General features: G+C 53.9%; 7 protein-coding genes. 5 read left to right on the top strand and 2 right to left on the bottom strand.

The window, feature by feature from the left end; genetic code table 11:
• The first annotated feature begins 6 nt into the window (after positions 1-6).
• The 3 genes from JIN87_RS10330 to JIN87_RS10320 all read left to right on the top strand — a co-directional run bounded on the left by JIN87_RS10330 (position 7) and on the right by JIN87_RS10320 (position 9,855).
• The gene (locus JIN87_RS10330; RefSeq protein WP_200355483.1) at positions 7-3,744 is read left to right on the top strand and encodes a TonB-dependent receptor plug domain-containing protein; all 3,738 of its coding nucleotides are present in this window, start codon (positions 7-9) and stop codon (positions 3,742-3,744) included.
• A 288-nt stretch (positions 3,745-4,032) separates the two neighbouring features.
• Positions 4,033-5,919, top strand: a complete 1,887-nt coding sequence (locus tag JIN87_RS10325; RefSeq protein ID WP_200355482.1) for an alpha/beta hydrolase family protein — start codon at positions 4,033-4,035, stop codon at positions 5,917-5,919.
• A gap of 18 nt (positions 5,920-5,937) precedes the next feature.
• Positions 5,938-9,855, top strand: a complete 3,918-nt coding sequence (locus JIN87_RS10320) for a hybrid sensor histidine kinase/response regulator transcription factor (RefSeq protein ID WP_200355481.1) — start codon at positions 5,938-5,940, stop codon at positions 9,853-9,855.
• Here the strand turns inward: JIN87_RS10320 and JIN87_RS10315 are convergent.
• Positions 9,852-12,791, bottom strand: a complete 2,940-nt coding sequence (locus tag JIN87_RS10315; protein WP_200355480.1) for a proline dehydrogenase family protein — start codon at positions 12,789-12,791, stop codon at positions 9,852-9,854. The two genes, JIN87_RS10320 and JIN87_RS10315, sit on opposite strands and share 4 nt — an antisense overlap.
• Positions 12,792-13,035: 244 nt before the next feature.
• Positions 13,036-13,206, bottom strand: coding sequence for a hypothetical protein (locus JIN87_RS10310; RefSeq protein ID WP_200355479.1), 171 nt, complete (start codon positions 13,204-13,206; stop codon positions 13,036-13,038).
• A 17-nt stretch (positions 13,207-13,223) separates the two neighbouring features.
• Between JIN87_RS10310 and JIN87_RS10305 the strand changes: the two genes are divergently transcribed.
• Positions 13,224-13,964 (top strand): hypothetical protein, encoded by a 741-nt coding sequence (locus JIN87_RS10305; protein WP_200355478.1) that lies wholly within the window; start codon positions 13,224-13,226, stop codon positions 13,962-13,964.
• A 282-nt stretch (positions 13,965-14,246) separates the two neighbouring features.
• Entirely contained in the window at positions 14,247-14,663 is a 417-nt protein-coding gene (locus tag JIN87_RS10300; RefSeq protein WP_200355477.1) for a UPF0158 family protein, read from the top strand.
• Positions 14,664-15,201 lie beyond the last annotated feature (538 nt).

Raw genomic sequence — 15,201 nt, 5'->3', positions numbered from 1 at the left:
TTAACAATGAGACACAAACTAAGACAGATTGATCTCAGCAGCTTATCCAAATGGTCGCTGCTGACCGCGGGCTTTATGAGCGCGCTCCCGCTCGCCGTCGCGCAAAGTGCGGACGATGAGGAAGAGATCTTCGAGCTATCTCCGTTCACGGTAGATGGATCGCAAGACGAAGGCTATCGCGCCACCCAAACGCTCGCGGGCGGCCGCCTCGCGACCAACCTCAAGGACATCGGTACTTCGGTTGAAGTTCTGACCAAGGAGTTCCTCGAGGACGTTGGCGCGAACGACGTTCAGGAGTTTCTCCAGTACACCACCGGCGGTGAAGTTGGCGGTTCCCAAGGTAACATCGAAGGTGCTGCGGAAGGCGGTTCCGGTGGTGAAGTTTCCAGTGCTGGCACGCGTGCCGAGCCACACGCGAACACACGTCTTCGTGGTATTGGCGCTCCGGACACGGTTCGCAATTACTATAAAACAGGCATTCCTATCGATACCTACAACACGAACCGTATCGACATCAACCGCGGCGCGAACTCCTTCCTCTTCGGTCTTGGTCAGCCAGCGGGCTTGATCAATTCCAACTACGTGCAGGCGGAGATGCGCGACCAGGGAAAGATCGAGTTCCAGATCGGCAGCGGTGGTAACTCGCCAAGCTTCCGTACCAACATCGACTTCAACAAGGTACTGATCGACGACAAGCTCGCTATCCGTTTCGCGACCTTGAACGATCGTATGGAGTACCGTCAGCGTCCGTCTTACCGCGACACTGACCGTTTCTACGTGGCGGCTAAGTTCAAGCCGACCGAGTCGACCACCCTCCGCGCCCACATTGAAGAGGGCGACATCATGGGCAACGCGCCGGACACTCTTCTGCCGACGCAAGCGTTCGACACTTTCATCCAGTACCGCACGCCGATCGACTTCTTCGACAACATGCAGCGCTTCGGCGACGAAGAAGGTCCTAGCCAAGCCCAGTGGGAAGCTCTCTCTCCTGAGGAGCAAGCGCAGTACGTCAATCTCGGCGCTGTTCCAGAGAAGCTCTTCAACAACGGGTCGATCTGGGGTTACGCGTTCGTGCACGACGGCGCTAATGGTGCTGATCCGTCTTTCGGCATGCGTCCGCAAGTTCCGAATGCCGGATACGAAAACGGCAACGCTGACGAAGGTATTCCTGGAGACCCATTTTGGTCGCCCGACGGCTCTGCAGGTGGCTCGCCTTCCATGATCTTCTGGCGCAACAAGCGCAATGGCGCGGAAACCAATGGCGGTGGCCCTGCTCAAGGTTTCACCTCGCTCGACGGTTTCGATTTCTCCAAGCAGAACTTTGGTGGAAACAGCGACTACTACAGCCACGACTTCAATACCTACAACATCACCTTCGAGCAATTGTTCTGGGATGGTCAGGCAGGTATCGAGATTGGCTACGACCATGAAACCAAGGACGACGACGCCCAAAACAACTTCAACGGTTGGGGTGGCGAGTTCCTCATCGACATCAACAAGACGATCCCTCTGCCGTATGTAGACGAAAATGGATACGCTCAGACAGATGCCGATGGCAACGTGATCTCTATGGTTCGCGAGAACCCGAACTATGGTCGTCCGCTCTACGTGACCACTCCATCTCGTCGTCTCGTCGAGTCCGAGAAGGAGACCTGGCGTGCCACGGCTTTCGTGAAATATGACTTCACCGACAAGCACAGCGACAGCTTCCTCAAGTGGTTGGGTAAGCACACGCTAACCGGTCTCTTCGATGAGCACACCGACAAGTGGAAGTACACTTCCTTGAGGCAGCAGACTTACTCTGATGACTTCAACATCGGCTGGCATCTCAGCAACCGTGACTCGGATGCTCCATGGCACAACTACCGTGCCGCGGCCAACATGGTCTACCTCGGCCCAGCTCTGCAGTCGTACATCAACGACCCGTTCAATCCGAACACGAACATCAACATCAACGATATCATCATCAACCCGTCCATGGCGAACCTGCTCGCGGACAACCCATCACTTCCAGTTACTTTCTGGAGCTTGGGACCTGATGCTGAAGGAGCGAACTGGACGCACATCTCCAATCCCGACTACGTGAACAATCACTTGGAGCCGGGTAACCACGACATGGTTTACGAGCCAGCGGAAGACGATCCAGAGAATCCATACTTTGGTGACAGAAGTGAGTACTGGGACCCAGGCGTGCTCGAAGGACGCTGGACTGTTAACGGCGCACAAGCTCGCGAAACGATCATCGAGTCGCACGCAGTCAACCTCCAGTCTATGTTCTTCAACAACCACCTCGTTGCTAACTTGGGCTACCGCGAGGACGTCGTTAAAAACTGGAGCCTTGGTATACCGCTCGAGTATCAGGACATCAGCGAGGAGTTCGCTGGCAACCGCCAGTACGCGGTTGAGCCGGAGTACTTCCAAGCTCGTGATGGCGCTTACAGCGAAATCGACAAGGGTCCGACTGGTGACGGCTCATTCGGATACGGTGGTGTTTTCCACCTGCCAAAGGACTTCCTCTTCTTCGAGACTCCAAGAAACGTTGATTTCCGTATTCACTACAACTCCTCCGAGAACTTTGTACCTGACGCATCTCGCTTCACCTACAACGCCGCAGGCGGTGGATACGAGCCTCTCGCTTCTCCGATCGGAGAAGGTGAAGACTTCGGCTTCACGATTGATTTCAACAACAAGTTCGTCGCTCGTTTCAACTGGTATGAAACAAGCGTACAAAACGCGACTGCCTCTGGTATGGGTGCCGCCGCCAATGGACTCGTTCGTTGGGCTCTGCACACACGCTACTGGGCGATCCAGGATTTGAATACGCTCGACCCTGACCGCAATGGCGTCTTGGACGTTGATGCGAACGGCAATCCTCTACCAAAGTGGCGTCTTAACCAAACTTGGTGGGATCCATCTCGCCTCGTGACTGTCGTCGACGCGACTCAGTGGGCGGTTGATGAAGGTTGGGAGCAGGCCAAGATCGATGCCGGCGTTTTGACCTTCCGTCCGAACGGTACTGCTCAGAAGCACGGCTGGTTGCCAAACCTGCAGGATTCCGAGTCTCGTACGTCTAAGGGTATGGAAATGAACTTCACCTACAACCCGACTCGCCAGTGGCGCGTTGCGTTGAACATCGCTAAGATCGAGTCCGTTTCCTCTGATGTCGCTCCGATGACTACGCACATCTTGGACAACTTCTTCGAGTCCTACAACGAGATCAAGGACTTCAAGCTCTGGGATGCGGCCGATACTCGTGACCACTCTGCTCCGTTCTCTAACTGGTTCCAGAACATGATCAACAACTACTGGGTCAAGAAGCTCCAGGAAGGTTCCACCACTGCGGAAACGCGTAAGTGGAGTGGCAGCGTTGTAACGAACTACCGTTTCACTGATGGCCGTTTCAAGGGCTTCTCTATGGGGGGCGCTGTTCGCTACCGTGGCGAGGGCGCGATCGGGTATCCGTTGATGGACTACGATGTGTCTGAAGACGTGACTCTCCGCGTTCCAGACGTCTCTAAGCCTTACATGAGCTCGTCTAATGTGAATGTAGACTTCAACGCAGGCTACCGTACCAAGATCTTCGAGGACAAGGTTACTTGGGATCTCCGTCTCCACCTCAAGAATCTCAACAACTTGAGCAACGACGGTCTCACTACGATCCGCGCTAACTACGATGGCACAGCTGCTACCGTACGTTGGGATCCACCGTTTACTGCCCGTTTAACCAGTTCTTTCAGATTCTAACTGGGTTTACGTTTGATTGGAGAGCCCGCCCGTATGGGCGGGCTCTTTTCTTAGGATCATAGTCAAAAACAGTGGCTTGCTGTTTGAGGCGAAACTGTTGGAGTTCCCGCTTTAGCGGGTTTATCGGTTGCCGCCTAAAGGCGGAACTCCAACGGTTGGGTTCTCTTTCGCTACCTTTTGTAGTGGACTTGTAGGGCTGGCGTTCGCCGCCATGCCGCGTTGCAGGAGCGAGTTTGTGAAGTAGAGTATCCTAAAAGTGGATGCGCTGATTAGGAGAGACTTAAGAAAATGAAGAAGACAGTTTTTACCGCGTTTACGTTTCTCGCGATTTGTGTCTGTGCTTTTGGTGCCAAGAAGGGCTCCAGCCTCGAGTATTTAGTCACGCCGAAGATGAGTCAGGTGTCGTTTTCTCCTGAGGGAGGGAAGATCGCCGCGTTGGTACGTCCAGCTTATGCGAATGCGTCCGTTGGGATATGGTCGTTAAAAGCGTTGGAGCCCTCGCTGGTAAAAGTAGTCGATCGAGAGGGAGGCGGAGGCCCGAAACGGGCTCGCAAGGTTCAGTGGCTTGATGAGAAGTCGGCCGTGATTTTGTCCGATTGGCGGTCTGGAACGGATGCGATTAGTATTTGGAGGGAGGGCAAAAAGAATGTCTCTACTGTTTTGAGTTCTTCACGTTATGATCTTGTGGATACGAATGAGAACAGCTCTGAGATTGTTGTGACAGAGTTTCCCTCGTGGGGACGGTTTGGGGAATGCCGGGTCTTAAAACTTAAAAATGGGGGCAAAAAGAAAGAGATATTATACGAGTGCGAAAGCGCGGTGTTTGAGGCTTATTGCGACCAGGAAAGCGAGCTGCGCTTGATAAAGAGGCACCGTACGAAGGGCGGCCCCGTTGTTTGGTTTGCGAAGCCGAAAGGGGCGGAGGATTGGAGGGAATTGAAGCTGAGCTCGAGTGCGAAGATCTATGGATTCGACTATGATTCGGATACGCTTTGGGTGGGTGGATACTTCGAGCAGAAGAGCCCTCCGGGGATCTATCGTTATAGTTTGGGGAAGGACGAGCTACTCGGTCTTGTGAGCAAGAACGGGAAGGTCGCTCTCTCGGACTGCGCGACGCCGCAGTTTTCGGGCGAGTTGCAGCAAGTGGTTGGCTTGCATGTTGATCTGGTGAAGCCCCGTTCGCAATGGAGCCACACGATCTTTAAGAAATTGCAGGAGCGGATTGATGCTATCTTCAAGGATAGCGGGAACAGGATTCTGGCTTGGAGTCCTGATTTCGGAAGGTTGGTAATCGAGCGTAGCTTTCCGGATGTTCCTACGCAGACGACCTTCATCGATCTGATGAACCCGAAGGTGAGGGTATTGTTTGTTAATGGAAAGCGAGTCGAGCGGAGCGGAGCGGCGTATCGGGAAGTGATCCGAGTTTCTGCATCAGGAGAGCGTAAGGTTAGTTGCGTGTTGGCTCGCCGGAAGGATGCGAAAGGAAAAACGCCTTTGGTCGTTTTATTGCGTCCTGATCCGTGGGGGAGTTTGGATACGGCTTCCTGGAGTGCTGAAGGGCAGTTTCTGGCTGCTGAAGGCTACGCGGTGCTGAGAGTTAACTTCAAGGGATCTGGCCCCTTGCTTGGAAAAGACTGGGTCGGTTGGAAGACGGAAGCGGATGTGAGGTCTTCGATTCAAGATTTGGATACTGTGGTTGATTGGATCCAAACGAATCGTGAAGAAGTGGATACGTCTAAGATCGCGGTACTGGGCACTGGGGCTTCCGGGTGGTTGGCGAGCTATGCCGCGTGCGAGAGACCTGAACGTTACAAGGCGGTTGTCAGCAATATGGGAATCTACGATTTATCGGAATACCGAAAGGCAGGCAGCATCAAAAAGCTGGGGGAGATCCCTTTTGCGAAAACCAAGCGTTTCGATGATGCGACCTTGTTGAGCTTTTCTCCGGTCGAGAATATGGACTCGATGGAGGCCTCTCTCTTCGTCGCTTACAGCGAGAAGAATGGGGACGAGTATCTATCGCAAGTGAATCGTTTTCTCAAATCGGCGAAGAAGGCGGGGGTAAAGGTGCATAAGCCCTTCGTGGGGACCTGGTGGGGCAGCTCGATAGCGAATGACTCGCAATTGCAGGCGTATTATGCGGAGGTTAGTCGTTTTCTGAAAAAGGCGCTATAGTGCGTGAGTTCCTTAAAAATGGAGTGTTTTAGACAGAGTAAGAATTTAGGCGTGTTACTGAAGGCCTTGCTAGTGAGCGCCTTCGCGAACCTTTTGTCGACGAACGGGTTGAGCCTGGAGACTTACGAGGTGGAGAAGGCTCCGTCCTTGAAGGAGGAATGGCGTTGGACCGAATTGGAAGCTTTGGAGGGGGTGCCTTACGATTTCATTAGGGAGGCGGCCGATGGCGTTTTGTGGTTCGGTTCACGAGGTGGGCATTTGGCTCGTTACGATGGGACCTCTTTGGAGCGTTTTGATCTACCGGACCCAGAAGGGACTCCGGCCGTGTTGGAGTTCCATCTTTCGCCCGAGGGGAAACCTCTGTTTCTGACGCCTAAGAAGTTGTTGCATCTCGAGAACGGAGAGTGGGAGGCGCTCTATGAAAATAAGAAGAACTATGGGTCCTTCCATGCGATGGGCACAGTTGAAGATGGGACTATATGGTTTGCGGCTTGGAAAAAGCTACTCCGCTACAAAGAGGGTAAGGTTCAAAGCTACGACCTAGGCTTTGATTGGGTTGAATCAGTCCTAATCGATTCGAAGGGCAAGCTTTGGTTAAGCTCGGGAAACAGCTACGAAGTTCGAGTCTATGATGTGGTGGAAGACGAATTGGAGCTTCGACACTTTTTCGAGCCAGATGGGGTGGAGAGAGCGAAAACGCTGCAAATGGATTATCAGGGTCGCATCTGGGTTTTGGATCCTAGTTTGGATGGGGTCGTGTATTATTATGAGGACTACGAGAAGAAGGTTGCCGCACGGAATTTGAAGCGACTCTATAAGGGAGCTGAAGAGCTGGTGAATGCCTCCGGTTTGAGGGCTGCGGTGCTCCCTTCGGGGCGAGCTTGGCTTGGATCCCGTCTGGTTTTGGCGGAAGTGGGCGGAGGGCGAGCGAGCTATTTTCAATTCGACAGCCGGCTTCCGTCCACGGTGCCGATCTTGCATGCCTTGTCTGATGAACGCCTCGTCGTTGGGGGACGTGAGTCAAAAACCTACATCGTTGACTTGTCGGAAAACAATTGGGCTACGTATCAAGGGTTGAACTACCAGTGCGAAGACCAAGAGGGGGTTCGGTGGTTTTTAGCTCACGATGGGCGCGTGGTGGCCAGCCCTCGTAGTGGGCCTTGGGTTTCCTATGGGCCTGAGGACGGGATGATCGCTCGCCCGAATCGAATCCTCTGTTCTAGGGATGGGACGGTTTGGGTTTCAGGGGCGAACGAGGGGAGCGCTGCGGTTTCGTATCGAGTGAATGGAGACTGGATACGTGAGGAGTTTTCGAACCTAAGCCACGCATTTAGTCATCTGTCCGCGCACGAGCTCAAAGATGGCTCACTCTTCTTTGGCAGCGGGTCTACTAAGGCGCAGTTGGGGGGGCGCTCGGGAGGGGCTATTTCCTATCGCAAAGACGCGGGGCGTTGGATTGCTGAGAGCTTATCGACGGACGACGTGCCGTATCGCCCTGCGGTTAGTTTGGAACGCGTAGAGGGCGATATGTGGTTTGGGGGGCGGAACATCCGTTGGGGAGGGCGAGATCTTGGTGGAGCTATTGGAGACCTTGCCGAGGCTCAGCCGGACCGTTGGATCGACCATATCGTCAGTGACGGGAAGGGCGGCCTCTGGATGGCTGTTTGGGGATTTGGAGTTTGTGGATACATCGATGGAGAATGGGTGCTCTACACGACAGATGACGGGCTTCCGAGCAACCAAGTCATCCACCTGCTTAAAGGGGAAACGCTAGAGGGAATCTGGGCAGTTACCTCGGAGGGGATTAGCCGCTATGACGGAGTTACTTGGACCGACTGGAGTTTCCCGTTTGGCAAACGCTTTTACCGCGAAGCGGTTACCCTGCGAGAGGGCAATGATGGAGCGCTCTGGATTAACACGAGCTACCGGCTTTGGCTACTTGAGGGGCAGAAGGATGAAGGTTCCGCGCGAGCGCATAATTGCTACATGTATCAGCCTGATTTGTCGCCTCCTGAAACGTTTGTAGGAGAGCTACGGACTAAACTGCCAGAAGGAAGTCCCTTGGTCGTTGATTGGAATGGAAGGGATACTTGGTCTGCTACTCCATCAAGTGGGCTCGAGTTTTCTTGGCGTCTAGGGGATGGAGACTGGTCTGGCTACTCGCGAGACTCCAGCGTCGTGGTGGAGGGGATTTCTGCGGGCGACCATACGATCGAAGTCCGCGCTCGCGATTGGGATTGGAACGTGGATCCGACTCCTGCCCAAGTTTCGGTGCGAATATTGCCGCCGATTTGGAGGCAGGCTTGGTTTATTGGAGCGGTTATATTCACCTTTGGATTAATAGCGTTTTTGCTCTACCGTCTCTTTCAGGCTCGAGTGCGAGCGGCCTTGGCGATGGAGGAGTTCAAGCTCGATTTCTTCACCAACATATCCCACGAGCTGCGCAATCCGCTCGCGGTTATTCTAGGCCCGCTGGAGAGCCTTCAACGGGACGAGGAGGATGCAGGGAAGCGAAATCGCCTAGGCCTTGCCATGAGAAGCGCTCGCAAGATGCAGGGGCTGGTTGATCAGCTGCTGCAGTTCAGGAAGGTTGAGTTGGGCAAAGCGAGTTTCCGTCCATCGGCTGGAGAGCTGATTGGCTTTTTGCGGGAAGTGGTCGAATTGCAAGCTCCGCTCGGAAAAGAGAGAAACGTGTCAGTATCTTTGGATACAAGTGAAGATCGGCTGGTGTGCGGGTACGATGCGGACAAGCTTCAGAAGATTGTCGATAATTTGGTGTCCAACGCGATCAAGTATTCACCTGATGGCGCTTGTGTATTGGTCTCTGTGGAGACGGCTGTACACGATGGATTGCAAGAGGTGGATCTCGTTGTAGAGGATCAAGGGCCAGGGATTCCCAAGCACGAGATCGAACTGATCTCGAAACCGTTCTACCGGGTTGGAGCTTCACGCGATAGCCAAGATGGTTTCGGAATCGGCCTCGCTCTTGTTAGTGGCCTAGTCAAGGTTTGGGGAGGAGAGATTGAATTCATCAGTCCCGCAAATGAAAAGGGATCGGGGACTCGTGTTCGTGTGAGTTTGCCCTTGGAATACGCTCACGACGAAGAAGTTGAAAAACTGGATACAGGAGATCTCGAAGAGAGTGAAGCGGAGTCCGCTACTTCGAAAGCGAAGATCCTACTCGTCGAGGATAATCACGACTTGAGAGGGTTCGTGCGGGACGAGCTTTCTCGCGATTACGAGGTGTTTGAGGCGGAGAACGGAAAGATCGGTATTGAGATGGTTGCTAAGATCGAACCGGATCTTGTGGTGACTGATGTGATGATGCCGGAGATGAACGGCTTCGAGCTGTGTAAACAGTTGAGGGCGGATCCCGCGACGTCGCATATCCAGATCATCATGTTGACTGCCAAGAGTGCTGAGGAGCACAGTGTGGAAGGCATGGAGGCGGGGGCTGACGTGTACTTCGCGAAGCCTCTGAACATGGCCCGTTTGCAAGCGCAGATCGAAAAGCTAGTCGAGATGCGGCGTTCCATGAAGCTGCGTTTCTCCGAGCAGTTGGTCGTGGAGCCGACCGAGCTTTCGATCGTGCCGGTGGAGCAGGAATGGCTGGCTAAGGCCATTGCGTATGTGGAAGAGAATATGTCCGATCCGGATTTCGACTTGGACAGCTTTGCTCGTGAAATGGGCCTCGGACGAACAGCCCTTTATAAAAAGCTGAAGGCGCTGACCGACGAATCACCGGGCTCCTTCGTTCGTAGCATGAGGCTGAAGCGAGCGGCTCAGCTGCTGCGTTCGGAAAGTATGCCTATTTCAAAGATTCTAGAGTTTATTGGTATCTTGGACCAAAGCTATTTTAGCCGAGCCTTTAAGAAGAAGTTTGGGGTATCGCCCAGCCAGTATGCGAAGGAGAGCCGTTTAGAGTTGGCCGATTAACCGACAAAGCCATGGCGGATCGTGTTTTCGCTGATTGACTTTGTATTCAGAAATTGGAGGAGGTAGTCGGGACCGCCGGCTTTTGTGCCGAGGCCGGAGAACTTGTGTCCGCCAAATGGGTGTCGTTCGACCATGGCTCCGGTTATGCCGCGGTTGATATAGAGGTTGCCGACGTCGAATTTTTCGCGGGCTAAGGCTATGTGTTGCGGGCTGCGACTAAAGAGTCCTCCCGTGAGGGCATAGGGTGTGTCGTTTGCGTATTTGATCGCTGTCTCGAAATCGGGCGCTTTTACGATGCTGAGGACTGGGCCGAATATCTCTTCTTGAGCGAGTCGGTGGTTGGGGTGCGCTTTTTCGAATACGGTTAAAGGTACGAAGTATCCATACTCTGGAGCTTCCGATTGGTAGAGCAGGGAGGCTTCGTCTTTTCCGATTTCGATGTATTCTAGAATTTTCCGTTGAGCGGATGCATCGATAACGGCTCCAAGGTCGTTGCGAGGGTCTTCGGCGGGACCGACTCTGATCTTCGCGACCGCGCTTTTGAAACGCTTCACGAAATGCGAGTAGATAGACTCGAGGACGATGAGACGTGAGCAGGCGGAGCACTTCTGTCCTTGGTATCCAAATGCTGAGTATAGGATTGCGGGGATGGCTTCATCGAGGTCGGCGTCGGAGTCGATAAGGATGGCGTTTTTGCCTCCCATTTCGCAGATGACGCGTTTGATTTCTCGAGCGTCTGGCGGGGGATTGGCGGCGGACTGGATGAGTCGCATCCCGACTGCCCGAGAACCGGTGAAGGCGATGGTGGAAATCTCCGGGTGGTTGGCGAGGGCATTTCCGACGATTTGGCCGGAGCCTGGAAGGTAGTTGAGGGCGCCGGGTGGAAATCCAGCTTCGAGCATGAGCCGGACGAACTCGTATCCAATCCTAGCTGACTGGCTGGAGGGTTTGTAGAGGACGGGGTTGCCGGTGACGAGGGCGGCTGCGGTCATGCCGCAGCTTATGGCGAGGGGGAAGTTCCATGGGGCGATGACGGTCGCGATGCCTCGAGGTCGGTAGTGGAGCTGATTGGATTCGCCAAGGGTCTTGCCGCAGTCGCTCGGTGTGTCGAAGCGGAGGGCTTGCTGTGCGTAGTAGTTGAGAAAGTCGATCGCTTCGGCGACGTCGCCCAAGGCTTCGGACCATTGCTTGCCGGTTTCGAGAACCTGAAGGGCGGACAGTTCCCAAAGGCGCTCGCTCATTTTCGCGGCGGCGGATTTGAGGAGATCGGTACGTTGGGCAAAGCTCAGTTTGGCCCAGGAGCCGCTTGCCTTTTTTGCTGCCTGGATCGCTTTGGCGATGTGTTCTTCTTGGGCGATGCTGACGGTGGCGATCCGTTCGTTGGGAGCGTTGGGATTGAGGGAGTCGAACGTGTCCGAGGTTCGGATTTGCTCCGAACCAATGAGTAGCGGTGTTTCAGGAGCGGAGTTTAGGCAGGCCCGTAGGTGCGCGATCGCTTGCGGGAGCTGGTCACGGACCTGAGGCTTCGTGAAGTCGGGAAGAGGGGAGTTTTGAAAGTCTGTCGAGCGTTTGGGTGGCGTGGCGGGTACGGGGGATCGTGGGGGCGATAGGAGGCTTTGGCTGGATTGTTGGTCTGCGAACCGTTGGCGGAGGAAGGAATCGTTCGAGGTGTTTTCGAGGAGGCGGCGAACGAGGTAGGCCATGCCGGGAATGACGTCTCCAACGGGGCAATACAGGCGAATGCGGCTTGTTTGCTCTAGTAGGGACGCTCGGATTGGTTCTGCCATGCCGTAGAGGGCTTGGAACTCGTAGCGGTCGGGTGGCGTCTCGTAGTGGCGTGCCCACTCCATGGTGGCGGCGATGGAGCGGATGTTGTGCGAGGCGCAGGCGTAGTAGACGTGCTCGTGGTTTTGCAGGAGCTTTTGGGTGAGTCGCTCGAAATGGAAGTCGGTATCCTGCTTTTTTTGCCAGACGGGAATGGGCCAGTTGTGCTGGGAGGCGTAGGCGCATTCGAATTCCCAATACGCTCCTTTTACGAGGCGAATGTTGAGAGTCTGGCCTTGGTCTTTGGCCCAGACTAGCAGGGTGTCCACGTCGTCGGAGGTTTCTTTGAGGTAGGCTTGCAAGACGAGGCAGAGGTGTGGCCAGTCGGCAAGTTGGGAGGAGGAACGAAGGCGTTTGAAGATCTCGATCGTCAGATTTTTGTACTGACGCGACTCCATGTCGATGGCGACGAGGGCTCCGAGCTCCTTGGCTCTCTGGCAGATGGGGAGGAGCTTTTCGACGATGTTTTTGACGGTGTGATCGAATGACAGAGGAGACGCGCTTGAGTAGAGGGAAGTCGGTTTGACGGAGATCTGTATTGTGGGAGCACTTTCGAAGTTCGTCGCGTTTTGGGGGATATCGTTGGCGAGGGTGTCCAAGCTTTCCAAATACAGTTTCTGGTAGGCGGCGGTTTCGGATTCGCTGACGGCGGCTTCTCCAAGCAGGTCGAGGATGGTTCCGTAGCCTTGGGAGTTAAGGCGTTTGATTTTGGGGAGGGCCTGCTGGGGGGTGGCAGCTAGGATGAACTGCCGTGAAAAGGTCTTGATGGATTGCTCGACTGCGAAGGAGGCGACGCCTTTGCCGAAGGATCCGAAGCGGCCCGCAGTCTTAATCGCTAGATCGAGAAGGGCGGGCTGGTGGGAGCTGCCGTTTCCATTGGGAAAGTACTCCGTGAGGTGCTGGTAGAGCTCTTGTTTGTCGTCGAGGGTGGGGTAGACGTCGACGAACTGGAGGAGCTGGCGTTTAAATTCGGGATCCGCGAGGCAGGCGTCTAGTAGGGGTGCGGTTATGCGTGAACCTTGGAAGAAGGATGGGCGGTTTCGGCCTATCGCGTCGAAGAGACGGTGTCCGGTGGCTTGAATCTGAGATTCGATGGAGCCGTGCGATACCATACACTAGTCTAGCCACAAGTGCTCGAGTGGCAAATCGGGGATACGGTCCGTTCGTAACGCAAAAAAAAAGCTTCCCGGTCGAGAAGCTTTGAAATGGGTGCGGATAGACTTTCAGCCCGCACGGGCTAGGTCTGGCGTCGAGTCACTTAAGTTGCTGATTATCAGTTACGGACTTGTTGCTCCATCAGCTCTCTTTTGACTGCTGCACGTCCTGCTTTCGTTGAGAATCCCGAGCTAGTGAGGGCTACGACGCTTTTCGCATCGGCTTTGTTGAGTTTGTCTGGGCTTTGTTGGCTCTGGCGGCGACGAGTCGGAGTACGATGCCGACGAGGACAACGAAGCCGCCGCAGATGAGGATGCTTTCGGAAAAGGCGGTAAAGGATCCACGATTAAGCACGCCAAGCACTCTATCCAAAGGTCGAAGGGTGTTACGTGGAAGGTGAAGTTCGAAAAACTGACGACATGTTGGCGGAGACGTCAGGACCAGCCTACGACATCGACTTCATGACGGCCTGGGGATACCGGCTTCCGCCTGGATACATGTTGAGCTTGGGCGAAGCAGGAATCCGTGCGTATGGAGCGGGCACGACAATAATCGATGGAGAGGTGATCAAAAGGGGGACGGACAATCCGACGGTGCTTAACTGTACGATCAAGTTCATGCGTACCGGGGTGACGATTGCTCATGCGACGGGCCGAAAGTACGTGGAAGGATGTGTAGCGATCGCTTGCGAAAATGGCTTCTCCTTGGGAAGCGGCGGCGAAGTGGTAAACTGCAAGGCGGATTGCGCCTATGGGCCCGTTTACGCCAGCACCTACGAACGCGACAAAAAGTATGATGCGGAAATCACTGTGATTCCCGCCACGGTGCCTTTCTATAATGGGAGTAAAACGGTGGCCTACATCGGCGGTAGTGGTCACAGTATTACATTGAAGGGAAGTGCGGAAGCGATGGAAAGCGACTACACGATTAGAGTCGGAGGGGACAAAGGAAACATCCGGCTCAAGCACGGAAACCTGCCCCACCAGAACCATTTCTCGGCCTCCCAATTCGAGCTGGTCAATGAAACCGGTTATCCCGTCTATCTATCAGAGAAGAGTTCGGATGTGAGCGTTGTCTCGAAAGGTACGGTTTTGGATGAGGGAGTCGGGAACAAGGTCGTTCAGAATTGAAGTGATGACTCTAGCGGGAGTCTGAAGTCAGCCGGTGACCAGTTGGCGAACCTAGGGTCAACTGGTATCCGAAAAGTTGAGTTAGAGCGACAAGCCGGCTCTCGTTTGCGAACCCGGATCTATGGTCGCGGAGATAGGGGGATCCAAGGGATTGCGCTTTGAGGGATGAGCCTAGTATCGTTTTGCCCATGATTGGGCGTTTGAGAGAGAGATGTGGATACTGCCTTGATTGTGTATCCCTGTCTGGCGTTTACTGCAGTTTGTGATTGGGAAAGGGTGCTTATGAAATACTTTGAACTGGAATCGGCGTACGAGTACTCGAACTTCGACGGATCTTACGAGCACTTCGCGTTCATTTCGAAGAAGACTGGGGAAATCCTATATGGGGATGAAGATGGTGAGATCGACGAGGAGCAGCTTGAAGAGTATTTCGAGAGTGACGATTTTATACAGTTGCCGGATAAGCGCGATCTCGATTTGGGGACGCAGCTTGTCTGGAAGTTTGTCCGAAAAGAGATCCCAGGTTTGGAGCCGAAGGTAAGAGCTATTTTTTCGCGAAGGGGAGCCTATGCTCGGTTCAAGGGTTTCTTGGAGTATAACGAGCTCTTGGATTCTTGGTATACGTTCGAGTCGGAAATGAAGAAGGCTGCTTTGCTGGAGTGGTGCGCCGAAAACGGCATCGAGGTTGAGAGCGACTGATGCTTGTCAGTGAGAGCGGTGGAGGATGGATCCGTATCGGCTGTGTATGCGAGATTCGTGGACTTCCCGTTTTCTGAATACGGTAGGATAAGGTTCACCTCGACCCTTCGCTTTGTCGCTAGGAGACGAAGCAACTTGAGCTAAGCTTTTGGTAAGGAGTGGTGGAGTAGACGGTACAGGCCCGCCATCGAACTTCAGTTCGGTTCGAGCGAAAGCGTTGTATCCAGACACAAAAAAACGCTCCTCACTGGGAACGTTAAGAAAGTGGTGCGGGTAGACGGAATCGAATCGATTTTTTTAAGTTGTTGATAGGGAGTATTTAAGATCTGCTTAAGTCTAGGGATGTGTAGCGCGTTTGTGTAACAGCTAATCGGCAAAATAATTCTCCTTGTATGGTTGTTAACGTCGTTTGCTCCTCGGGTTGCACTTAACTTTCTTTTCCTTTTTAGGGCTTTTTTGACCATTTAACCCTTGCTTTTTGGCGGGGTTGGAACGTTTTTCGTGCTTTGTTGTCAAGTTTGCTGTACTTGACACCGAT

The sequence above is a fragment of the Pelagicoccus mobilis genome (assembly GCF_016595505.1).
In the GTDB taxonomy this organism is placed as follows: Bacteria; Verrucomicrobiota; Verrucomicrobiia; order Opitutales; family Opitutaceae; genus Pelagicoccus; species Pelagicoccus mobilis.
The sequence above is the reverse complement of the archived record's forward strand: the minus strand, read 5'-3'. Positions and strand labels throughout refer to the sequence as shown.

Coding starts and splice junctions, on each gene's coding strand:
- JIN87_RS10330 (WP_200355483.1), top strand. CDS start 7: ATGAGACACAAACTAAGACAGATTGATCTCAGCAGCTTATCCAAATGG.
- JIN87_RS10325 (WP_200355482.1), top strand. CDS start 4,033: ATGAAGAAGACAGTTTTTACCGCGTTTACGTTTCTCGCGATTTGTGTC.
- JIN87_RS10320 (WP_200355481.1), top strand. CDS start 5,938: ATGGAGTGTTTTAGACAGAGTAAGAATTTAGGCGTGTTACTGAAGGCC.
- JIN87_RS10315 (WP_200355480.1), bottom strand. CDS start 12,791: ATGGTATCGCACGGCTCCATCGAATCTCAGATTCAAGCCACCGGACAC.
- JIN87_RS10300 (WP_200355477.1), top strand. CDS start 14,247: ATGAAATACTTTGAACTGGAATCGGCGTACGAGTACTCGAACTTCGAC.